The organism is Enterobacter cloacae complex sp. 385G4, assembly GCF_057320665.1.
This window is the reverse complement of record NZ_JBXWDD010000001.1, coordinates 19,427-38,592: the sequence shown is the minus strand read 5'-3', so window position 1 is coordinate 38,592 and position 19,166 is coordinate 19,427. Positions and strand designations below refer to the sequence as shown.

Here is a 19,166-nt window from a genome sequence, read left to right as displayed (position 1 = left end):
TTACCGCACCGGGCTACACCTTAGAGTTGCGTCAGTTTCTGCAGCATCTGATCGGTCGTCGAGACTGCTTTACTGTTAATTTCATACGCGCGCTGGACCTGGATCATATTCACCAGCTCTTCCGCCACGTTCACATTGGAGGTTTCGACATACCCCTGATACAGCAGACCGGCACCGTTCAGGCCTGGCGTACTTTCATTTGGCGTACCGGAGGATTGCGTTTCGGTGTAGAGGTTCTCACCAATGCTTTCCAGACCGGTATCGTTCATGAAGGTGGTCAGGTTGAGCTGTCCGACCTGGACCGGCGCGGCCTGCCCCTGCTGGGTCACGCTCACGATGCCGTCGCGGCCGATGGTAATGCTCAGGGCGTTCGCCGGAATGGTGATCGCAGGCTGAACCTGGAAACCGCCCGCCGTCACCAGCTGACCGTTCTGATCGACCTGGAAGGAACCGTCACGGGTGTAGGCAGAGGTCCCGTCAGGCAGCTGCACCTGGAAGAAGCCCTGGCCTTTGATCGCCACGTCTTTGCTGTTGTTGGTCTGAGACAGGTTGCCCTGGCTGTGCAGACGCTCGGTCGCCACCGGGCGAACGCCGGTACCGATCTGCAGGCCTGACGGCAGCGTCGTCTGTTCAGAAGACTGCGCGCCCGGCTGGCGGATGGTTTGATAAAGCAAATCTTCGAAAACGGCGCGTTGACGCTTGAAACCATTGGTGCTGACGTTTGCCAGGTTGTTGGCAATCACATCCATGTTGGTTTGCTGCGCGTCCAGGCCAGTTTTCGCGATCCATAAAGAACTGATCATAAAGAGTCCTGTTAACTCATCGACAGAAGTTGGTTAGCCTTGCCCGCGTTTTCGTCCACGCTGCTGATAATTTTCATCTGCATTTCAAAACGACGGGCGCTGGCGATCATGTCGCTCATAGCGGCTACCGGCTTAACGTTGCTGCCTTCCAGAACGCCGGACATCACGCGGATGCTCGGATCGGCCTGTAATGTGGCACCACGGGTAGCCTGAGCTGCCTGGGTCAGACGGAACATGCCGTCGTCGCCGCGCTGCACCTCTTTGCCTTCCGCTTTGACCAGCTTCAGACGCCCGACGGGGGCAACGGTGTTGGCCGGATCGCCCGGGTTCAGCGCCGAGATGGTGCCGTCCGCGGCGATGGTCAGCTCAGAGCCTTCCGGCACGGTCAGCGGGCCCGCTTCACCCATCACCGGATGCCCCTGAATCGTCAGCTGGCCGGTCGCGCTGACCTGGATATTCCCGTTACGGGTATAGCCTTCACCACCGTCCGCCGTTTGCACCGCCAGCCAGCCGTCCTGCTGCAGAGCAACGTCCAGCGGGCGTGAGGTGTAATCCATCTGCCCTGGCGTCATGTCTGCGCCCGGGGTGGATGCCGCCACCAGCGTACGGGTCGGCAGGGAGAGCCCTTCCACCGGCACCGCGCGCAGCGCATTCAGCTGCGCGCGAAAGCCCGGCGTAGAGGCGTTTGCCAGGTTGCTGGCGGTAACGGCCTGCTGGCTGAGCGTCTGACTTGCCGCGCCCATCGCGGTATATATTGCGTGATCCATTGCGCTTTCCTGTTAGCCGCTTAACGCAGGTTAACCAGCGTGTTGAGGATCTGATCCTGGGTTTTGATGGTCTGCGCGTTCGACTGGTAGTTACGCTGCGCGACAATCATGTTCACCAGTTCTTTACTCAGGTCCACGTTAGAGGCTTCCAGCGCGCCGTTGGTCAGCGTGCCGAAGTTACCGGAGCCCGCGGTGCCCAGCAGGGCAACACCGGAAGACTGCGTGGCAGACCAGACGTTATCCCCTTCGGACTTCAGGCCTTCGTTGTTGGCGAAGTTTGCCAGCACGATCTGGCCCAGCACCTGAGTCTGCTCGTTGGAGTAGTTCCCGACGACGGTGCCGTCATCGTTAATCTGATAGCTCACCAGGTCGCCCGGCTTGAAGCCGTTCTGGTTGGTCGCCACGATATTGTTCGCACCGGTGTTCTGCTGCATGGAGTTAGCAAAACTCATCGCGAAGGTCGCCGGGTCCGCACCTGGGATAGTCGCGGTAGTGATGTTGATGTTTCCACCCCCGATCAACGTACCGTTATTATCGAAGGTCAAGGTCGTGGCCACTGCCGCCGCGCTGCCTGCCACGCTGCCGTCCTGGGCATACACTTTCCAGGAGTTCGCCGGGGTCGCATCTTTGACGTAAAACAGGTTCATGTTGTGCGCATTACCCTGGCTATCAAAGACGGTTACCGTACCTTTTTTGTTGTAGGTATCCGGGTTGGCCGGATCGAAGGCGGCGGTTGGTGCAGAATCGGTGGAGTTGAGGTTAATCTGCTGGGAAGCCGTGGTGGTGGACTTCGCGGCCATCAGCGTGGTCGGGATATTAATCGCCTGTGGATTCGCACCGGTCTGAACCGTTGATGGCGTTCCGGCAACCGGATACCCCGTTAATTGCATCCCCTGCATGTTCACCAGGTTACGGTTTTCGTCCAGCTTGAACTGGCCGTTACGGCTGTAGAACACCGAGCCGTTTGCATCGACCATACGGAAGAAACCGTTCTGGCTGATGGCAACGTCCAGGCCACGACCGGTGTTGGTGGTGGTGCCGTCGGTAAAGTCCTGCGTGATGCCCGCCACTTTTACGCCCAGACCGACTTTGGAGCCGGCAAACATGTCTGCAAAAGACGCAGAACCGGATTTAAAACCATAGGTCGCGGAGTTGGCGATGTTGTTGCCAATGACGTCCAGGTTGGTGGCCGCAGCATTCAGGCCGCTGACCGCTTGAGAAAAGGCCATGACTTACTCCTGATAAGTGTTAAGGCTTAGATAATCTGCCGAACTTCGTCGAGTGTGGTGGTACCGGAAGTACCCAAATCCAGTTTGTTGCCGTCGCCCCCTTTAATCACGCCCTGAACCAGCGCGAACTGCAGCGGCTGCGCCACCAGCTGGGTCGTCCCGTTGCTGGCGCTAATCGCGACTTTGTAGGAGCCATTTGGTGCTTTCGTGCCGTCGGTCAGGCTGCCGTCCCAGGTAAAGGTGTGAACGCCCGCTTTCAGCTCGCCGATGTCGATGGTGCGAACCACGGCGCCGGTTGAGTCGGTGATCGTCGCCGTCACTTTGTCAGCCGCCTGCTGCAATTCAACGCCGAACGGCGTCGTGGTGGTGGTCGATGTACCGTCGGTGGTGCTGGTGCCCGCCAGGATCGTGGTCCCCGGGATCATTACGCCGTGACCAATCAGGCTTGCCGCCTGCAGGGACTGAGCGCTGTTAATCTGACCGGAGACGGAACCGAGGGTGGTGTTCAGTTTCTCAATGCCGCTCACGGTACTGATCTGCGCAAGCTGCGTGGTCAGTTCGTTGTTCTGCATTGGGTTAGTCGGATCCTGGTTCTTAAGCTGCGCCACCAGCAGCGTCAGAAAACTGCTCTGCAAATCGGAGGCATTGCTTCCCGTCAGGGAGCTGGAGCTTGTCGAACTTTTGGTGTTGTTAACACCCGTGTTCGTCGGATCATTCACATTTACGGCGATGGACATGCATGTCTCCTTTACTGGCCGAGAGTGAGTGTTTTGAGCATCATGCTCTTCACGGTATTAAGCACTTCGACGTTCGCCTGGTAGCTACGGGACGCCGACATGGAGTTCACCATCTCGCCTACCACATCCACGTTTGGCATCTTCACGTATCCGTTAGCGTCCGCGAGCGGGTTACCTGGCTCATACACCAGCTTGTCCGGCGCCTGGCTCTCAACCACGTCAGACACCTTCACGCCGCCCGTTGCCGCGCCTGGCGCAGCGTCGACCTGAAACACAACCTGTTTGGCACGATAAGGCTGTCCGTCAGGTCCGGTCACGCTGTCGGCGTTCGCCAGGTTACTGGCGGCCACGTTCAGACGTTTGGACTGGGCGGTTAACGCCGAGCCGGCGATATCAAAAATATTCAGCAAGGCCATTTATCAGTTGCCCCCCTGCAGGACGTTCATCATGCCTTTGATTTGTCCGCCGAGTACGCTCAGGCCCGTCTGGTATTTCAGGCTGTTATCGGCAAACTGCGTACGCTCCCGGTCCATATCCACGGTGTTACCGTCGAGTGAAGGCTGGTCAGGGATGCGATAAAGTAAATCGGTCGCTGGCGCGGTCATCGCCTGAGCGGGAATATGGCGAGAGGATGTCATGGCGAGTGCAACACCGGTTCCTTCGGCACGTCCACGCTCCATCACCTTTTTGAGCTCACTGGAAAAATCAATATCGCGCGCCTGATACCCGGGCGTATCGGCGTTAGCGATGTTGGCGGCTAAAATCTCCTGCCGCTGGGCGCGTAAATTGAGCGCTTCCTGCTGAAAACGTAACGCGGCGTCGAGTTTATCGAGCATGTCTCCTCCGCTGATGGCAAAATTTCAGTTCACAGCTTAAATCTCACCCGGTCTCCCCTATCGACGGAATAAGCACAAAATGCGTCGCTATTTATTCCGTTGATGCAAAACCACTGCAGGTAGAATTCATCCAACTCTGGAAACGGTGGAACTTGCGATGCAAACGTTAAAACGTGGCCTGATGGCAACCTTCTTGCTGTTTAGCCCTCTGGTGAATGCCGGGGATTTACAGGATGCGCTGACGAATTTTTTTGCCCAGAAGCTGGCAGGCTTTAGCGATGACGTTAACGTGACCATCCGCACGCCGCCGAATCTGTATCCGACCTGCGAGCAACCGTCATTCAGCGTGACGGGGACCACGAAGCTGTGGGGCAATGTGAACGTCCTGGCACGCTGCGCCAACGAAAAACGCTATTTACAGGTTGCAGTTCAGGCGACGGGCAATTATGTTGTCGCCGCCGTCCCCATTGTGCGTGGCAGCGCGCTGCAGGCAAACAGCGTGACGTTAAAGCGCGGGCGTCTGGATCAGCTCCCGCCGCGGACAATGCTGGACATTAACCAGGCACAGGACGCCGTCAGCCTGCGCGATGTCGCGCCGGGCCAGCCGATTCAGCTCTCCATGCTGCGCCAGGCGTGGCGTGTCAAAGCGGGACAGCAGGTGATGGTCGTTGCCAACGGAGACGGCTTTAGCATCAACAGTGAAGGGAAAGCGTTAAACAATGCCGCGGTAGCGCAAAACGCCCGCGTCAGAATGTCCTCAGGCCAGGTGGTGAGCGGAACCGTCGATTCTGATGGGAATATTCTGATTAACCTATAATCTTTTTAAAGATTTCGCGGCGCGTGCCGATAAATATTCCACTAATGATGATGTCAGGCGCAAACGCCGCGAACCCTCGATGAGGACAACACTATGAGCATTGATCGTACATCAGCCCTGAAGCCGGTAAGCGCTGTACAGCCTCGCGAAACGAACGACGCTACCCCTCAGAAAACGCGTCTGGAAAAACCGTCAACGTCTAACAGCACCAGCGTGACCCTGAGCGATGCCCAGGCAAAACTGATGCAGCCAGGCAGCAACGATATCAATATGGAACGTGTTGAAGCGCTGAAAACGGCTATTCGCAACGGTGAGCTGAAAATGGACACCAGCAAAATCGCTGATGCCCTGATTCAGGAAGCACAGAGTTTCTTACAGAGTAACTAACCGTATGAGTCGACTGTCAGAAATACTGGATCAAATGACGGTTGTCCTGAACGACCTGAAAACGGTAATGGATGCTGAACAACAGCATCTCTCTTCCGGTCACATTAACGGCAGCGCGCTGCAGCGTATTACTGAAGATAAGAGTTCGCTGCTGGCCACGCTGGATTATCTGGAGCAGCAGCGCCGCGCCGAGCAGGACTCGAAGCGCAGCGCCAATGACGATATTGCTGAGCGCTGGCAGACCATTACTGAAAAAACCCAGCATCTGCGCGATCTCAACCAGCATAACGGCTGGCTGCTTGAAGGCCAGATAGAGCGTAATCAGCAGGCGCTTGAGGTGCTGAAGCCGCATAAAGAAACCGGACTGTACGGCGCGGATGGTCAGACGGCGACGGCACGTATTGCGGGTGTAAAAAAGATTTCGATTTGACGCGTAAGCGACAAATCTTGCAGTGGGGAGCACCCTGAGGTGAACTCCCCTTTTGGCGTTTATGCCGTCCGGCGGGTAAACTCTTTCACTTTGAAGCCCAGCACGGCGAGCGTGGCAAAATACGCTACCACCCCAACGCCCACCACGGCCATCAGCCGCATCAGACGATAAGGCATCGTGCCCAGAGACCACTCCGGCATGACGTACATCATCCCGATGAGTGCCGCAGACATCACCAGCACCGCCACGACCAAACGCACGAGGAAACTTGCCCAACCCGGCTGCGGCGTAAAGATATCCTGCTTGCGCAGCTGCCAGTAAAGCAGACCGGCATTCAGACAGGCCGCCAGACCAATAGACAGCGACAGGCCGGCATGCTTCAGCGGGCCGATAAATGCCAGGTTCATCAGCTGCGTCATAATCAGCGTTACAATGGCAATTTTCACCGGCGTTTTGATGTCCTGACGCGAGTAAAAGCCCGGCGCCAGCACTTTCACCACGATCAGCCCCATCAGTCCCACCGAGTAAGCGACCAGCGCGCGCTGGGTCATCGCGGCGTCAAACGCGGTGAATTTCCCGTACTGGAACAGCGACACCGTCAGCGGTTTGGCCAGAATACCCAGCGCCACCGCGCTTGGCAGGGCCAGCAGGAAGCAGAGACGCAGGCCCCAGTCCATCAGGCGGCAGTATTCGTCATGGTTGCCGCTGGCAAAGCTTTTCGACAGCGACGGCAGCAGGATGGTCCCCAGCGCCACGCCCAGCACGCCGGACGGGAACTCCATCAGGCGGTCAGCGTAGTACATCCACGAGACGGAACCCGACACCAGGAAAGAGGCAAAGATGGTGTTGATGATAAGCGAGATCTGGCTGACGGAGACGCCAAGAATGGCGGGCCCCATCTGCTTGATAACGCGCATCGCCCCGGCATCTTTCAGGTTGATGCGCGGCAGCACCAGCATGCCGATTTTCTTCAGATGCGGCAGTTGGTAAGCCAGCTGCAGCACGCCGCCCACGGTGACCGCCCAGGCCAGGGCCAGCACCGGCGGGTTGAAGTGCGGCGCGGCGAACAGCGCAAAACCGATCATGCTGACGTTGAGAAACGTCGGCGCAAACGCCGGAACGGAGAAACGGTTCCAGGTGTTCAGGATCGCCCCCACCAGCGAGGCCAGCGAGATCAGCAGAATATAGGGGAAGGTAATGCGCAGAAGCTGCGAGGTGAGGGCAAATTTATCCGCCGTGTCGGCAAAGCCGGGCGCGGTCACCATAATGACCCAGGGCGCGGCCAGCATACCGACTACCGTCACCACGGCCAGCGCCAGCGTCAGCAACCCGGAGACATAAGAGACAAACACGCGCGTCGCGTCTTCACCCTGCTTGCTTTTATATTCCGCCAGAATGGGCACAAACGCCTGGGAGAACGCCCCTTCAGCAAAAATGCGACGCAGCAGGTTCGGCAGCTTGAACGCCACGAAAAAGGCGTCCGTTGCCATCCCTGCACCAAAGACCCTTGCCACAATGGCATCGCGCGCAAAACCGAGAACGCGAGAGAACATGGTCATCGAGCTGACGGCCGCCAGCGATTTTAATAAGTTCATTAACGTGAATTTCCAGAACCATACGGATTTATAGACCGGGAACGCACAAGCGCCACCCGGCAAAGCCAACAAGCGGCGCTTAGTCTAACCCGATTTCAACGAATTACTATCCGCAGATGTTACAGCGAGTTATTCACTCATGGCCTCGCGCCAGAGCCGTTCCACAATGCGCTGAGCCAGAATGGCCTGCTCGCCGGACGTTTCAGGAACCGTCTGATTTTGCACGCAGGTGATAAAGTGGCGGGCACATCCTGCGAAACCTCGTTGCTCCAGAGTGCTTTGCCAGCCGGGGACCGGCTGCATCACCACGCCGCTGCCCTTCTCTTCCCGCCATTCACGCATGTCGGTAACGTCGTACAGCGCGCCGTCGGTTACCGCCTGCACGGATTCCCGCTGGCTGCCCGCGCGGCGGTGCATGCTGGTGGTGACCTGAAGATGCTCAACGGCAAAATGGTGTTCCGCATAGACCATCTGCCCCTGTTCGTTGGTGACAAGAGTGCCGCTTTTCAGCAGCGCTTCGCCGTTAGTCAGCCACAGCGCGGTGTCCACTACGTGGAGGTAGTCATCGAGAAGGGTAAAGCGTAGATCGTTTGGACCCACGCTGTCGGTGCGGTGCTTATCCATGCGCAGCGAGGCGATATTGCCGGACTGCGCCTTCAGCTGCTGGTAAAGCGGCGCGAAGCGGCGGTTGAAACCGACCATCAGCGTCAGTTTTTTACGTGCCGCCAGCTCAATCAGCCGTTCGGCGTCCTGAACATTTTCCGCCAGCGGTTTATCCACGCAGACGTGAACACCCGCATTGAGCAACTCGCTCACCACCTGATAGTGGGTTGCCGTTGAGGTATGCACAAAGACCGCATCGCACTCGCGGGCCAGATCCTGGAGCGATGCCGCATACGGGATACGCCAGGTTTCACAGATACGTTCTGCCTTTTCTCGGGTCGGTGACCATGCCCCTTGTAGCGTCCAGTCAGACGCAGCGCCCAATACGGGCAGCCAGGCTTTCTGCGCAATACCGCCCAGCCCCACCACGCCAATGCGTAATTTTTTCACCGTTAGTCTCCCAAATGTGCCAGCAGTGCATCCAGACGCTGTTTCAGCCCGGCCACCTCGTCTTCCAGCGCCTCTACGCGCGCGGCAAGGTCGTCACGGGTTGCAGGGCTCGATTCCGTCGCCGCGCTTGCGGCGTCAACGTCGCCGCTGAAGAGATGCATGTAGCGGCTCTCACGTTTACCCGGCTCGCGCGCCAGGCGCACCACGTAAGGGCCATCCTCACGCGCGGCCAGCCCTTCCAGGGTCTGCTCGACTTCCTGCATGTCGCTGAACTCATGCATTCGGGAAGCGCGCGTTCGCAGTTCCCCCGGCGTTTGCGCCCCGCGCAGCAGCAGCGTGGTAATAACCGCCACTTCCGCGCTGCTCAGTTTCAGATCGCCAAATTCGGAGTTACAGAAGCGCTGCTCGTATTTGGTCACGCGGTTGCCGAAGCCGCTGACGGTGCGCAGATAGTGGCGCTTCACCAGCGCATCCAGCACGTCCTGAACCTCATGATCGCTGAGATTCATCACCGGCTCGCGGTTGGTCTTCTGGTTGCAGGCCATGGTCACGGCGTTAACAGAGAGCGGATACTGCTCCGGCGTGGTGACCTGTTTTTCGAGTAAGCACCCAATCACGCGCGCTTCTGTACCGTTTAGCTGATACTTCATCTTTTCTCCTTAACGACCTGCGGTCCAGTCACGGGTGGTTAATGCCGTCAGAACGTGGTCGCGCCACTCTCCGTCTATCAGCAGATAGTCTTTGGCATAACCCTCTTTCTCAAACCCTAAACGCGCCAGCAAATTCCCGCTGCGCTGATTATGCGGCATGTAGTTCGCCATAATGCGATGGATATGCTGCGTGCGTTGCATATAGCGGATGGCTACCGTTAACGCCTCGTACATCAGTCCCTGCCCCTGCCATTTCTGGCCGATGGAATAGCCAAGGTAGCAGGCGTGAAACGATCCCCGCACTACGTTTGAAAAATTGGCGATCCCGATAATCTCTTTCTCTTCTGGATCCAGCAGCGCGAAATAAAACGCGCTGCCCTGCTTATGAAATTCAGCGATCATGCTGAGGCGTGCCTGCCAGCCGGAGGGGTAACAATGGCTCTCATCCCGAACGGGTTCCCAGGGTTTTAAAAACTGGCGATTCTCGGCGTAATAATCCGCCAGACGCCAGGCATCACGCTCATGCACAAGACGAACGACCAGCCTGTCCGTTGTCAGACGCACTTTTGGCACATTACTGCGATAGCCAAACATCAATACCACTCCTTCCCGTCACTTCAGCTTACCCATTAGCTTTACTATACCTGCGCCCGTGCCGTCTGTGAAAACAGTGACATACCATTTTGACCTCTTTTCACATTTTTCGATGAGAACTCTCTATCAAAGCACCGTTTTGATAAAAAAATATTGTCGCGCCCGGGGGTGGGAAAAAACGCGGCGACACCGCAGAATGTTAGCGTGCTCACCTTCTTATTTTCCCTGGAGGGAAAATGTCCCGCGTATCACAGGCCAGGAGCCTGGGTAAATATTTCCTGCTCGTCGATAACATGCTGGTCGTGCTCGGCTTTTTTGTCGTGTTCCCCCTCATCTCTATCCGCTTTGTCGATCAAATGGGCTGGGCGGCATTGATGGTTGGGATTGCCCTGGGGCTACGTCAGTTTGTCCAGCAGGGGCTGGGCGTCTTTGGCGGCGCGATCGCTGACCGCTTTGGCGCTAAACCGATGATCGTTACCGGGATGCTGCTCCGCGCGGCAGGCTTTGCCACGATGGCGGTCGCCCAGGAGCCGTGGCTGCTGTGGTTCTCCTGCTTTCTCTCCGGTATCGGGGGCACCCTGTTTGACCCGCCGCGCACCGCGCTGGTGGTAAAGCTGATTCGTCCTCAGCACCGCGGACGTTTCTTCTCCATTCTGATGATGCAGGACAGCGCCGGGGCGGTTGTTGGCGCCCTGCTGGGCAGTTGGCTGCTGCAGTACGATTTCCGTCTGGTTTGCGCGGCCGGGGCGGTGCTGTTTATTCTGTGCGCCCTGTTTAACGGCCTCTACCTTCCGGCCTGGAAGCTGTCGACGGTAAAAGCCCCGGTGCGCGAGGGGCTAGGACGCGTCCTGCGCGACAGGCGTTTTGTCACCTACGTGTTGACCCTGACCGGCTATTACATGCTCGCCGTACAGGTGATGCTGATGCTGCCAATCATGGTGAACGATATTGCGGGCACGCCTGCTGCCGTAAAATGGATGTACGCCATCGAAGCCTGCCTGTCATTAACGCTGCTTTACCCGATTGCCCGCTGGAGTGAACGGCGTTTTCGCCTGGAGCATCGCCTGATGGCAGGGCTGTTTCTGATGACGCTGAGCATGATGCCGATCGGTCTGGTAAACACGCTTCAGCAGCTTTTTACGCTGATCTGCACCTTCTATATCGGCTCCATCATCGCCGAGCCCGCCCGCGAAACGCTGAGCGCCTCGCTTGCGGATGCGCGTGCGCGCGGCAGCTATATGGGCTTCAGCCGCCTGGGTCTGGCCTTTGGCGGTGCGCTGGGTTACGCCGGCGGCGGCTGGCTGTTCGATGCCGGCAAAGCGCTGAACCAGCCGGAACTCCCCTGGATGATGCTCGGCGTGGTAGGCATCATGACGCTTCTCGCCCTGTGGTGGCAGTTCAGCCAGAAGCGCAGCGCGAGCGGCATGCTCGAGCCTGGCGCGTAGCCTTTCCCTCGGGCGGGAGCCTCTCCCGCCCCACTTCTCAGTTTTTTCTGCTGGTTTCTGCCCATTCACGCTGACATACTGGCGTAACAGGACAGAAGCGCCGATTTTTCGTTGAGGAGCACTATGAAGAAAATTGTCTTAGCCGCGGCATTCGTTGTCAGCGGTCTGCTGGTCGGCTGTAACCAGCTTACGCAATATACCGTCAGTGAGCAGGAAATTAATCAGGCGCTGGAAAAACATAACAATTTCTCTAAAGACATTGGCGTGCCGGGGCTGGCCGATGCCCACATCGTGCTCACCAATCTCACCAGCCAGATTGGTCGCGAAGAGCCGAATAAAGTCACTCTCGCAGGCGATGCCGCGCTTGATATGACGTCCCTTTTTGGCAATCAGAAAGCCAACATCAAGCTCAAGCTGAAGGCGCTCCCCGTTTTCAACAAAGAGAAAGGGGCGATATTCCTGCAGGAGATGGAAGTGGTCGATGCGCAGGTTTCGCCGGACAAAATGGCGCCGGTACTGCAAACCCTGATGCCCTATCTGAACCAGTCGCTGCGAAACTACTTTAACCAGCAGCCGGCGTACGTCTTAAGCGAAGACAACAGCAAGGGTGAAGCCCTCGCGAAGAAATACGCAAAAGGGATAGAGGTGAAACCGGGAGAGATCGTTATTCCTTTCACCGATTAACCTGAAGGGCGCTGCGGCGCCCTTTTTTTTACGGAAAAGTGTGCAAACGAAAACGTTTCCGCTTATGATTTGTGTCCGGCAAAAACAGCCATCCTTATGACTGATTCCTGACAAGCCGGAGCTTCCATGACTGCACAACCCCAGGTTCTTAAAATCCGCCGCCCAGACGACTGGCATATCCATCTGCGCGATGGCGATATGCTGAAAACCGTCGTGCCCTATACCAGTGAAATTTATGGCCGCGCGATTGTCATGCCAAACCTGGTTCCGCCAGTCACCACCGTCGATGCCGCCATTGCCTACCGTCAGCGCATTCTGGATGCCGTTCCGGCGGGACATGATTTCACCCCGTTGATGACCTGCTACCTGACCGATTCACTGGATCCGAACGAAGTGGAACGCGGGTTTAACGAAGGCGTATTTACGGCGGCGAAACTCTACCCGGCGAACGCCACCACCAACTCCAGCCACGGCGTCACCAGTATTGATGCCATCATGCCGGTGCTGGAGCGCATGCAGAAACTGGGCATGCCGCTGCTGGTACACGGTGAAGTAACGCATGCGGAGATTGACATCTTCGACCGTGAAGCCCGTTTTATCGAAACCGTGATGGAGCCCCTGCGCCAGCGCCTGCCGGCGCTTAAGGTGGTCTTTGAGCATATCACCACCAAAGACGCGGCAGAGTATGTTCGCGACGGTAACGAGCTGATCGCTGCGACCATTACCCCCCAGCATCTGATGTTTAACCGTAACCATATGCTGGTGGGCGGGGTGCGCCCTCACCTGTACTGCCTGCCGATCCTCAAGCGCAACGTTCACCAGCAGGCGCTGCGCGAACTGGTCGCCAGCGGATTCACGCGTGCGTTCCTGGGCACAGACTCCGCGCCTCACGCCCGCCATCGCAAAGAGGCAAGCTGCGGCTGCGCGGGCTGTTTCAACGCCCCAACGGCGCTTGCCAGCTACGCAACCGTATTTGAAGAGATGAACGCGCTGGAACATTTCGAAGCGTTCTGCTCCCTCAACGGCCCGCGCTTCTACGGCCTGCCGGTCAATGACACCTTCATTGAGCTGGAGCGCAAAGCGAGCCAGGTTGAGGAGTCTATCGCGCTGACGGATGACACGCTGATCCCCTTCCTGGCAGGTGAAACCGTAAGCTGGACGGTAAAACGCTAAAAAATCAACGCCCCTTGTTGTAAAACCGATAATATGCCTGTATAAATAAACAGTATATTACACAGGGGGCATTTATGCGTATTGAAGTCACCATAGCCAAAACTACCGTTCTGCCTGCCGGCGCGCTTGACGCTCTGGCAGGCGAATTATCCCGTCGTATTAACAACACCTTTCCCGACAACGCGGGCGCCGTAACGGTGCGTTACGCCGCAGCGAACAACCTCTCCGTCATGGGTGCCGCAAAAGAAGATAAAGATCGCATCAGCGAAATCCTGCAGGAAACGTGGGAAAGCGCAGATGACTGGTTCATTACCGATTAACACTGCTCCCTCATTGTGTTTTTTGCCGGGTCGCCCCGGCTTTTTTTTGCCTGTAATTTCGAAAGATCAAATTAATTCAGCGTGTTCTTAAAAAATCGTGAACGAGATGGTGTTTTATTGTTCGAACAATCCTAAAAAGCAGAAAAATGTGTTGCTACCTGTTTATTTTTCCCTTTGGAACCCTTATTACTTGGTATACTGAAGAAGCTTTCAGAAAAACATGCATTGAACCTCAGAGCCGTTGTCTTCTAACACGCATTAAGGGGGTTATAATGGAAAAGAATAACGAAGTCATCCAGACCCATCCGCTTGTAGGCTGGGATATCAGTACCGTAGATAGCTACGATGCACTGATGCTGCGTTTGCACTACCAGACCCCAAATCAACTCAACCGTGACGAAGCGGAAGTGGGACAGACGCTGTGGCTAACAACAGACGTCGCCCGTCAGTTTATTTCTATTTTAGAGGCAGGCATTGCAAAAATAGAATCTGGCGACTATCAGGAAAATGAGTATAAACGGCACTAACCTTATGCCCACTTTTCACTCAACAGGCACCCTCGCGGTGCCTTATTTATTTCCCGCTTGTTTACGCCCGCGTTGTTAATTACTCTGCTAACAAACCGTAAGTTTACGAGATGCATATGAGATACGACTTAATCATTATTGGTAGCGGCTCCGTTGGATCGGCCGCCGGTTATTACGCAACGCAGGCAGGGCTGAAGGTCCTGATGATCGATAGCCATCTTCCGCCTCATGCGGAGGGCAGCCATCATGGCGATACCCGCCTTATCCGCCATGCGTATGGCGAAGGCGAGCGCTATGTCCCGCTGGTGCTTCGCGCCCAGACGCTGTGGGACGAGCTGGCGAAACAGACTGAAGAGCGCATTTTCGAACGCACGGGGATCATCAACCTCGGTCCGGCCCGTTCAGAATTTCTCGCCAACGTCGAACGCAGCGCGAAAGCCTTTAATCTTGACGTTGAGAAGCTGGACGCGGCGGCCATTACCTCGCGCTGGCCTGAAATTACCGTCCCGGAGGATTATATCGGCCTCTTTGAAGCCAACTCCGGTGTGCTGCACTGTGAAACGGCGATCAAAACCTGGGTCGATCTTGCCGCCAAAGCGGGCTGTGCGCAGCTGTTCAATTGCCCCGTAGAGGCCATCACGCATGATGCAAACGGCGTTACGGTGAAAACCGTAGACGGGGAATATTCGGCTTCCCGCCTGCTTATTAGCGCAGGAACCTGGGTTACCCGCCTGCTTCCGGACCTGCCGATCCAGCCGGTACGCAAGGTCTTCTCCTGGTTCCAGTCGGACGGGCGTTACAGCGCGCAAAATAAATTCCCGGCGTTTACCGGCGAGTTACCCAACGGCGATCAGTTCTACGGTTTCCCTTCCGAGAAGGACGCTCTCAAGATTGGAAAACACAACGGCGGGCAGGTCATCTCATCACCTGAGGAGCGCAAGCCGTTTGGCGCCTGCCCGCAGGACGGCTCAGAAGCCTTCTCGTTCCTGCGCAATATTCTCCCGGGCGTCGGCGGCCTGCTTTATGGCGCGGCCTGCACCTATGACAACACGCCGGATGAAGACTTTATCATTGATACGCTGCCGGGACATGACAACACCCTGCTGATTACCGGGCTGAGTGGCCACGGCTTTAAGTTCGCTTCGGTGTTGGGTGAAATCGCCGCGCAGTTTGCCCAGGGTATCACGCCGCAGTTTGATCTGACGCCGTTCTCACTCTCGCGTTTTAATGGATAATCGGCCACGGGCTCCGGCGGCATCGGGGCCCGTTTTCTTCGTACTCAATTGTGGGGCGTTATGCGCAGGATAGTGGATTTCCTCATCAATAACATTCGCGAACACTTTATGCTCTATATCTTATTGTGGGCGCTGCTCGCTATCGTTGATGTTATATACATTGTGTTTTATTGAAAGTGACAATTGACGTTAACTGACGTTACTTTATGTTTATTTAAGGTTTTTTCTTCTGCTAAATACGTCTTGCACGAAGCCATTGAATTAATCTTGCTGTTTCTTTTCAAAATCGCTGAAATAAATAAAATAAAAATCAATAGTCAATTATTTCAGTTGCAATATCGCGTCTTCCCGTTCATTTTTACCTTTCGGTTAATTTGAAAATGGACATTCTGATGCAATTGCGTAACTCCTCCCGGCGCTACGGAATAATATCCATAAGTTTGCACTGGATATTTGCCATTGCCGTCTACGGTATGTTCGGACTTGGACTCTGGATGGTCACGCTCAGCTATTACGATGGCTGGTATCATCAGGCACCCGAGCTGCATAAAAGCATCGGGGTTCTGCTGATGCTGGGGCTGGTGTTTCGCGCGATCTGGCGACATATTTCCCCACCGCCCGCGCCGCTAAAGACATATGGAAAAATAACCCGCGTCAGCGCCGTTGCCGTGCATATTGCGCTCTACGCGCTGCTCTTCGCCATTCTGATCAGCGGCTATCTCATTTCAACGGCAGACGGCAAACCAATTAGCGTTTTTGGCCTGTTCGAGGTTCCGGCAACGCTCAGCGATGCCGGGGCTCAGGCCGATACGGCAGGCGTCGTTCACCTCTGGCTTGCGTGGAGCGTGGTGATCCTGTCCGTACTGCACGGGCTCGCCGCCCTTAAACACCATTTTATTGATAAAGACGATACGCTTAAGCGCATGCTTGGCCGCTCGTCAGTTGACTCTGGAGCATAAAATGAAAAAACACCTGCTGGGTATTGCCCTCGGTTCTCTGTTATTCACCACCGGTTCTGCCGTAGCGGCTGACTATAAAATTGATAAAGAGGGCCAGCACGCTTTCGTCAATTTTCGCATTCAGCACCTGGGATACAGCTGGCTGTACGGCACCTTTAAAGATTTCGACGGCACATTTACTTTTGACGAGAAAAATCCTGCGGCAGATAAAGTCAATGTGACCATTAATACGAACAGCGTCGACACGAACCATGCTGAGCGCGATAAACACCTGCGCAGCGCAGAGTTCCTCAACGTCACAAAATTCCCACAGGCCACCTTCACCTCCACGGAAGTTAAGAAAGACGGTGATAAATTGGCTATTACCGGGAATCTGACGCTGAATGGCGTAACCAAACCCGTTACTCTGGATGCGAAATTGATCGGTCAGGGCGACGATCCGTGGGGCGGAAAACGCGCAGGTTTTGAAGCGGCGGGTAAAATTCACCTGAAAGATTTTAATATCACAACGGATTTAGGCCCGGCGTCGCAGGACGTTGAGCTGGTTATTTCCGTTGAAGGTGTGCAGCAGAAGTCGTAATAGATTCGCCCGGCAGGCTTTCGCCGTGCCGGGCGTTATTATCATTCCGGGTCAGGAATACCCAGTTTGGTATTCAGACGGCCGCGTGATTTATTAAAAATCTTATTACCGTTTTCACGCCCCGCGCGACGACGACGCTGCTCTTCTTCCGGCAGGACGCTCTCTTCGCTGCACAGCTCGCTACAACAGCCGTTAAACTTCTCGGCACAGGCCGGGCACTGAATAAACAGCAGGTGGCAACCGTCGTTTTTGCAGTTGGTGTGGGTATCGCACGGCGCGCCGCACTGGTGGCACTGGGCAATCACATCTTCTGAAATGCGCTCGCCCATGCGCTCGTCAAAGACGAAGTTTTTACCGATAAAGCGTACCGGTAAGCCCTGCTCACGGGCGCGGCGGGCGTACTCAATAATACCGCCTTCAATGTGCCAGACCTTGTTGAACCCATTGTGCTTCATCCACGCGCTGGCCTTCTCGCAGCGGATACCGCCGGTGCAGTACATAACGATTTTTTTATCCTTATGCTCCTGCATCATCTCCACCGCTTTAGGCAGCTGCTCGCGGAAGGTATCGGCCGGAATCTCCATCGCGTTTTCGAAATGCCCCACTTCGTACTCGTAGTGGTTACGCATATCAATGAACACGGCATCCGGATCGTCCAGCATCGCATTCACTTCCGCGGCCTTCAGATATTCGCCGACGTCCGCCGGGTTAAACTCAGGATCGTCAATACCGTCCGCCACGATGCGTTCACGCACCTTCATGCGCAGCACCCAGAACGATTTTCCATCGTCATCCAGGGCAATGTTCAGGCGTAAGCCGTTGAGGGCCGGATCGAAGCTATAAAGCGCGTCGCGGAACGCATTCACTTTGCTTTCCGGCACGCTAATCTGCGCGTTAATGCCTTCGCGGGCAAGGTAGACGCGGCCGAATACGTTCAGCGCCGTGAAGGCCTGATAAAGCGCATCGCGGGTCGCCTGCGGATCGTCGATGGTGAAGTATTTGTAGAAGGAGATGGTCGTGCGCGGTTCGGTTTCAGCCAACATGCGCGCCTTTAACATCTCATTCGAAACGCGGTTGTGTAACACTGGCATGGTGTACAAGTCCTGCAATCGTCAGAGAGAATCAAAATCGGTCGGCATCATATAGCAAACAAAACCAATTTACATCCACACAATTTACGCTACATTTCACACACCCTGATGAATCAGGCTTAACAATTGCCGTCGTCGTGCAGGTTTCGACGGCAGATATTTTGGCTACGTCTCAAAAAATGCGACAATAGCGAAACAGGACGTTTGAACACAGGAAAGACATGACCCAGTTACCAAAATTTACCGTCGCCCTTTTGCATCCCCGCTATTGGATGACCTGGCTTGGCATTGGCTTTTTATGGCTACTGGTACAGCTTCCCTACCCTGTTATCTTCCGGTTAGGTACATCATTAGGCCGACTCGCGCAAACGCTTATGAAGCGCCGCGCCCGCATCGCGTATCGTAACCTTGAGCTGTGCTTTCCGCAGATGAGCGAGGCGGAGCGCCATGATATGGTCTCGAAGAATTTCGAATCCGTCGGCATGGGTCTCATGGAGACGGGCATGGCGTGGTTCTGGTCGGACAAACGTATGGCCCGCTGGAGCAAGGTTACAGGCACCGGCATGGAGCCGGTGCATACGCTTCAGGCCAATCAGACCGGCGTGTTGCTGATCGGCGTCCATTTCCTGACGCTCGAAATCGGGGCGCGTATGTTTGGCATGCAAGCGCCCGGCATCGGGGTTTACCGTCCTAACGACAACCCGGTTATCGATCTCATCCAGACCAACGGCCGCATGCGCTCCAACAAAAGCATGATCGACCGTAAGGATCTGAAGGGCATGATCCGCGCGCTGAAGTCCGGTGAAGTGGTCTGGTATGCCCCCGATCACGACTATGGCCCCCAGGCCAGCGTCTTTGTCCCCTTCTTCGCCGTTGATGAGGCCGCCACCACGACCGGCACCTGGATGCTGGCGCGGATGTCCAAAGCCGCCATCGTTCCCTTTGTTCCCCGCCGTATGCCGGATGGCTCAGGCTACGAGCTGATGATGCTTGAGCCGGAACTCGCGCCGCCGCTGGAAGATGCGGAAACCACCGCACGCTGGATGAACGGCGTTGTGGAGAAGTGCATCATGCTGGCACCCGAGCAGTACATGTGGCTGCATCGACGCTTTAAAACGCGGCCAGAAGGCACGCCTTCCCGCTATTGATCCTCATGCGGCCCTCAGGGCCGCATGCTATTTTAGCTTTAAAAGCTCCCCCTCATTGCGGCAATCATAACCCAGGCGCATAATTAGCAGGCTTATTACTTCATGC

At 56.0% G+C, this 19,166-nt stretch carries 24 protein-coding genes; 13 read left to right on the top strand and 11 right to left on the bottom strand.

Going from position 1 to position 19,166, the window contains the following annotated elements; all coding sequences use genetic code 11:
* Positions 1-20: 20 nt before the first annotated feature.
* From flgG to flgB, 6 genes are read right to left on the bottom strand one after another with little or no spacing between them, the layout of a single operon-like run.
* Entirely contained in the window at positions 21-803 is a 783-nt protein-coding gene (flgG, locus tag AC2FAJ_RS00240) for a flagellar basal-body rod protein FlgG (RefSeq protein ID WP_000625853.1), read from the bottom strand.
* An 11-nt stretch (positions 804-814) separates the two neighbouring features.
* Complete coding sequence (locus AC2FAJ_RS00235; RefSeq protein WP_028012705.1) at positions 815-1,570, bottom strand: flagellar basal body rod protein FlgF; 756 nt, start codon at positions 1,568-1,570, stop codon at positions 815-817.
* 20 nt (positions 1,571-1,590) lie between these two features.
* Complete coding sequence (flgE, locus tag AC2FAJ_RS00230; protein WP_485453686.1) at positions 1,591-2,799, bottom strand: flagellar hook protein FlgE; 1,209 nt, start codon at positions 2,797-2,799, stop codon at positions 1,591-1,593.
* Positions 2,800-2,825: 26 nt separating this feature from the next.
* On the bottom strand, positions 2,826-3,536 hold the full coding sequence (gene flgD, locus AC2FAJ_RS00225; RefSeq protein ID WP_041910524.1) for a flagellar hook assembly protein FlgD: 711 nt from the start codon (positions 3,534-3,536) through the stop codon (positions 2,826-2,828).
* Positions 3,537-3,547: 11 nt separating this feature from the next.
* Complete coding sequence (gene flgC, locus AC2FAJ_RS00220) at positions 3,548-3,952, bottom strand: flagellar basal body rod protein FlgC (RefSeq protein ID WP_013097138.1); 405 nt, start codon at positions 3,950-3,952, stop codon at positions 3,548-3,550.
* A gap of 3 nt (positions 3,953-3,955) precedes the next feature.
* A complete protein-coding gene (gene flgB, locus AC2FAJ_RS00215) occupies positions 3,956-4,372 on the bottom strand; it encodes a flagellar basal body rod protein FlgB (protein ID WP_447088029.1) in 417 nt (138 codons plus the stop codon).
* A gap of 157 nt (positions 4,373-4,529) precedes the next feature.
* Between flgB and flgA the strand changes: the two genes are divergently transcribed.
* The 3 genes from flgA to flgN all read left to right on the top strand — a co-directional run bounded on the left by flgA (position 4,530) and on the right by flgN (position 6,006).
* Positions 4,530-5,189: a flagellar basal body P-ring formation chaperone FlgA gene (flgA, locus tag AC2FAJ_RS00210; RefSeq protein WP_028012702.1), complete on the top strand. Its 660-nt coding sequence runs from the start codon at positions 4,530-4,532 to the stop codon at positions 5,187-5,189.
* Positions 5,190-5,282: 93 nt separating this feature from the next.
* Positions 5,283-5,576 carry a flagellar biosynthesis anti-sigma factor FlgM gene (gene flgM / locus AC2FAJ_RS00205; protein ID WP_014883360.1) on the top strand — a complete coding sequence of 98 codons (294 nt, stop codon included), beginning with the start codon at positions 5,283-5,285 and terminating at the stop codon, positions 5,574-5,576.
* A 4-nt stretch (positions 5,577-5,580) separates the two neighbouring features.
* Positions 5,581-6,006: a flagella biosynthesis chaperone FlgN gene (gene flgN, locus AC2FAJ_RS00200; protein WP_028012701.1), complete on the top strand. Its 426-nt coding sequence runs from the start codon at positions 5,581-5,583 to the stop codon at positions 6,004-6,006.
* 59 nt (positions 6,007-6,065) lie between these two features.
* On the opposite strand, the gene murJ is transcribed toward flgN, so the two are convergent.
* The 4 genes from murJ to rimJ all read right to left on the bottom strand — a co-directional run bounded on the left by murJ (position 6,066) and on the right by rimJ (position 9,898).
* Positions 6,066-7,601, bottom strand: a complete 1,536-nt coding sequence (murJ, locus tag AC2FAJ_RS00195; RefSeq protein ID WP_028012700.1) for a murein biosynthesis integral membrane protein MurJ — start codon at positions 7,599-7,601, stop codon at positions 6,066-6,068.
* Positions 7,602-7,730: 129 nt separating this feature from the next.
* Complete coding sequence (locus tag AC2FAJ_RS00190; RefSeq protein WP_252007285.1) at positions 7,731-8,654, bottom strand: Gfo/Idh/MocA family protein; 924 nt, start codon at positions 8,652-8,654, stop codon at positions 7,731-7,733.
* Positions 8,655-8,656: 2 nt separating this feature from the next.
* Positions 8,657-9,304, bottom strand: a complete 648-nt coding sequence (locus AC2FAJ_RS00185) for a YceH family protein (RefSeq protein ID WP_047364273.1) — start codon at positions 9,302-9,304, stop codon at positions 8,657-8,659.
* Positions 9,305-9,313: 9 nt separating this feature from the next.
* On the bottom strand, positions 9,314-9,898 hold the full coding sequence (gene rimJ, locus AC2FAJ_RS00180) for a ribosomal protein S5-alanine N-acetyltransferase (RefSeq protein WP_013097146.1): 585 nt from the start codon (positions 9,896-9,898) through the stop codon (positions 9,314-9,316).
* A gap of 236 nt (positions 9,899-10,134) precedes the next feature.
* Here rimJ and mdtH point away from each other — a divergent pair, with 236 nt between their 5' ends.
* The 9 genes from mdtH (at position 10,135) to AC2FAJ_RS00135 (ending at position 16,821) form a co-directional block, all read left to right on the top strand.
* Complete coding sequence (mdtH, locus tag AC2FAJ_RS00175; protein ID WP_047364272.1) at positions 10,135-11,343, top strand: multidrug efflux MFS transporter MdtH; 1,209 nt, start codon at positions 10,135-10,137, stop codon at positions 11,341-11,343.
* A gap of 123 nt (positions 11,344-11,466) precedes the next feature.
* Positions 11,467-12,027, top strand: coding sequence for a lipoprotein (locus tag AC2FAJ_RS00170; RefSeq protein WP_028012696.1), 561 nt, complete (start codon positions 11,467-11,469; stop codon positions 12,025-12,027).
* A 126-nt stretch (positions 12,028-12,153) separates the two neighbouring features.
* A complete protein-coding gene (gene pyrC / locus AC2FAJ_RS00165; RefSeq protein WP_028012695.1) occupies positions 12,154-13,200 on the top strand; it encodes a dihydroorotase in 1,047 nt (348 codons plus the stop codon).
* A 74-nt stretch (positions 13,201-13,274) separates the two neighbouring features.
* On the top strand, positions 13,275-13,520 hold the full coding sequence (gene dinI, locus AC2FAJ_RS00160) for a DNA damage-inducible protein I (protein ID WP_028012694.1): 246 nt from the start codon (positions 13,275-13,277) through the stop codon (positions 13,518-13,520).
* A gap of 272 nt (positions 13,521-13,792) precedes the next feature.
* Positions 13,793-14,047, top strand: a complete 255-nt coding sequence (gene bssS / locus AC2FAJ_RS00155; protein ID WP_023299782.1) for a biofilm formation regulator BssS — start codon at positions 13,793-13,795, stop codon at positions 14,045-14,047.
* 116 nt (positions 14,048-14,163) lie between these two features.
* Entirely contained in the window at positions 14,164-15,282 is a 1,119-nt protein-coding gene (gene solA, locus AC2FAJ_RS00150) for an N-methyl-L-tryptophan oxidase (RefSeq protein WP_193030991.1), read from the top strand.
* A 60-nt stretch (positions 15,283-15,342) separates the two neighbouring features.
* Positions 15,343-15,456, top strand: a complete 114-nt coding sequence (locus AC2FAJ_RS00145) for a YceO family protein (protein ID WP_032644857.1) — start codon at positions 15,343-15,345, stop codon at positions 15,454-15,456.
* A gap of 218 nt (positions 15,457-15,674) precedes the next feature.
* Positions 15,675-16,241: a cytochrome b gene (locus AC2FAJ_RS00140; protein WP_063437651.1), complete on the top strand. Its 567-nt coding sequence runs from the start codon at positions 15,675-15,677 to the stop codon at positions 16,239-16,241.
* Between the two features lies 1 nt (position 16,242).
* A complete protein-coding gene (locus AC2FAJ_RS00135) occupies positions 16,243-16,821 on the top strand; it encodes a YceI family protein (RefSeq protein ID WP_028012691.1) in 579 nt (192 codons plus the stop codon).
* A gap of 41 nt (positions 16,822-16,862) precedes the next feature.
* Here the strand turns inward: AC2FAJ_RS00135 and trhO are convergent, their stop codons facing one another.
* Positions 16,863-17,912 (bottom strand): oxygen-dependent tRNA uridine(34) hydroxylase TrhO, encoded by a 1,050-nt coding sequence (trhO, locus tag AC2FAJ_RS00130; RefSeq protein WP_028012690.1) that lies wholly within the window; start codon positions 17,910-17,912, stop codon positions 16,863-16,865.
* A gap of 221 nt (positions 17,913-18,133) precedes the next feature.
* Here trhO and AC2FAJ_RS00125 point away from each other — a divergent pair, with 221 nt between their 5' ends.
* Positions 18,134-19,060: a Kdo(2)-lipid IV(A) acyltransferase gene (locus AC2FAJ_RS00125; RefSeq protein ID WP_028012689.1), complete on the top strand. Its 927-nt coding sequence runs from the start codon at positions 18,134-18,136 to the stop codon at positions 19,058-19,060.
* The last annotated feature ends 106 nt before the right edge of the window (positions 19,061-19,166 follow it).

Excerpts from the sequence above, each read along its gene's own strand:
- flgG (WP_000625853.1), bottom strand. The coding sequence starts at position 803 with ATGATCAGTTCTTTATGGATCGCGAAAACTGGCCTGGACGCGCAGCAA.
- AC2FAJ_RS00235 (WP_028012705.1), bottom strand. The coding sequence starts at position 1,570 with ATGGATCACGCAATATATACCGCGATGGGCGCGGCAAGTCAGACGCTC.
- flgE (WP_485453686.1), bottom strand. The coding sequence starts at position 2,799 with ATGGCCTTTTCTCAAGCGGTCAGCGGCCTGAATGCTGCGGCCACCAAC.
- flgD (WP_041910524.1), bottom strand. The coding sequence starts at position 3,536 with ATGTCCATCGCCGTAAATGTGAATGATCCGACGAACACGGGTGTTAAC.
- flgC (WP_013097138.1), bottom strand. The coding sequence starts at position 3,952 with ATGGCCTTGCTGAATATTTTTGATATCGCCGGCTCGGCGTTAACCGCC.
- flgB (WP_447088029.1), bottom strand. The coding sequence starts at position 4,372 with ATGCTCGATAAACTCGACGCCGCGTTACGTTTTCAGCAGGAAGCGCTC.
- flgA (WP_028012702.1), top strand. The coding sequence starts at position 4,530 with ATGCAAACGTTAAAACGTGGCCTGATGGCAACCTTCTTGCTGTTTAGC.
- flgM (WP_014883360.1), top strand. The coding sequence starts at position 5,283 with ATGAGCATTGATCGTACATCAGCCCTGAAGCCGGTAAGCGCTGTACAG.
- flgN (WP_028012701.1), top strand. The coding sequence starts at position 5,581 with ATGAGTCGACTGTCAGAAATACTGGATCAAATGACGGTTGTCCTGAAC.
- murJ (WP_028012700.1), bottom strand. The coding sequence starts at position 7,601 with ATGAACTTATTAAAATCGCTGGCGGCCGTCAGCTCGATGACCATGTTC.
- AC2FAJ_RS00185 (WP_047364273.1), bottom strand. The coding sequence starts at position 9,304 with ATGAAGTATCAGCTAAACGGTACAGAAGCGCGCGTGATTGGGTGCTTA.
- rimJ (WP_013097146.1), bottom strand. The coding sequence starts at position 9,898 with ATGTTTGGCTATCGCAGTAATGTGCCAAAAGTGCGTCTGACAACGGAC.
- mdtH (WP_047364272.1), top strand. The coding sequence starts at position 10,135 with ATGTCCCGCGTATCACAGGCCAGGAGCCTGGGTAAATATTTCCTGCTC.
- AC2FAJ_RS00170 (WP_028012696.1), top strand. The coding sequence starts at position 11,467 with ATGAAGAAAATTGTCTTAGCCGCGGCATTCGTTGTCAGCGGTCTGCTG.
- pyrC (WP_028012695.1), top strand. The coding sequence starts at position 12,154 with ATGACTGCACAACCCCAGGTTCTTAAAATCCGCCGCCCAGACGACTGG.
- dinI (WP_028012694.1), top strand. The coding sequence starts at position 13,275 with ATGCGTATTGAAGTCACCATAGCCAAAACTACCGTTCTGCCTGCCGGC.
- bssS (WP_023299782.1), top strand. The coding sequence starts at position 13,793 with ATGGAAAAGAATAACGAAGTCATCCAGACCCATCCGCTTGTAGGCTGG.
- solA (WP_193030991.1), top strand. The coding sequence starts at position 14,164 with ATGAGATACGACTTAATCATTATTGGTAGCGGCTCCGTTGGATCGGCC.
- AC2FAJ_RS00145 (WP_032644857.1), top strand. The coding sequence starts at position 15,343 with ATGCGCAGGATAGTGGATTTCCTCATCAATAACATTCGCGAACACTTT.
- AC2FAJ_RS00140 (WP_063437651.1), top strand. The coding sequence starts at position 15,675 with ATGCAATTGCGTAACTCCTCCCGGCGCTACGGAATAATATCCATAAGT.
- AC2FAJ_RS00135 (WP_028012691.1), top strand. The coding sequence starts at position 16,243 with ATGAAAAAACACCTGCTGGGTATTGCCCTCGGTTCTCTGTTATTCACC.
- trhO (WP_028012690.1), bottom strand. The coding sequence starts at position 17,912 with ATGCCAGTGTTACACAACCGCGTTTCGAATGAGATGTTAAAGGCGCGC.
- AC2FAJ_RS00125 (WP_028012689.1), top strand. The coding sequence starts at position 18,134 with ATGACCCAGTTACCAAAATTTACCGTCGCCCTTTTGCATCCCCGCTAT.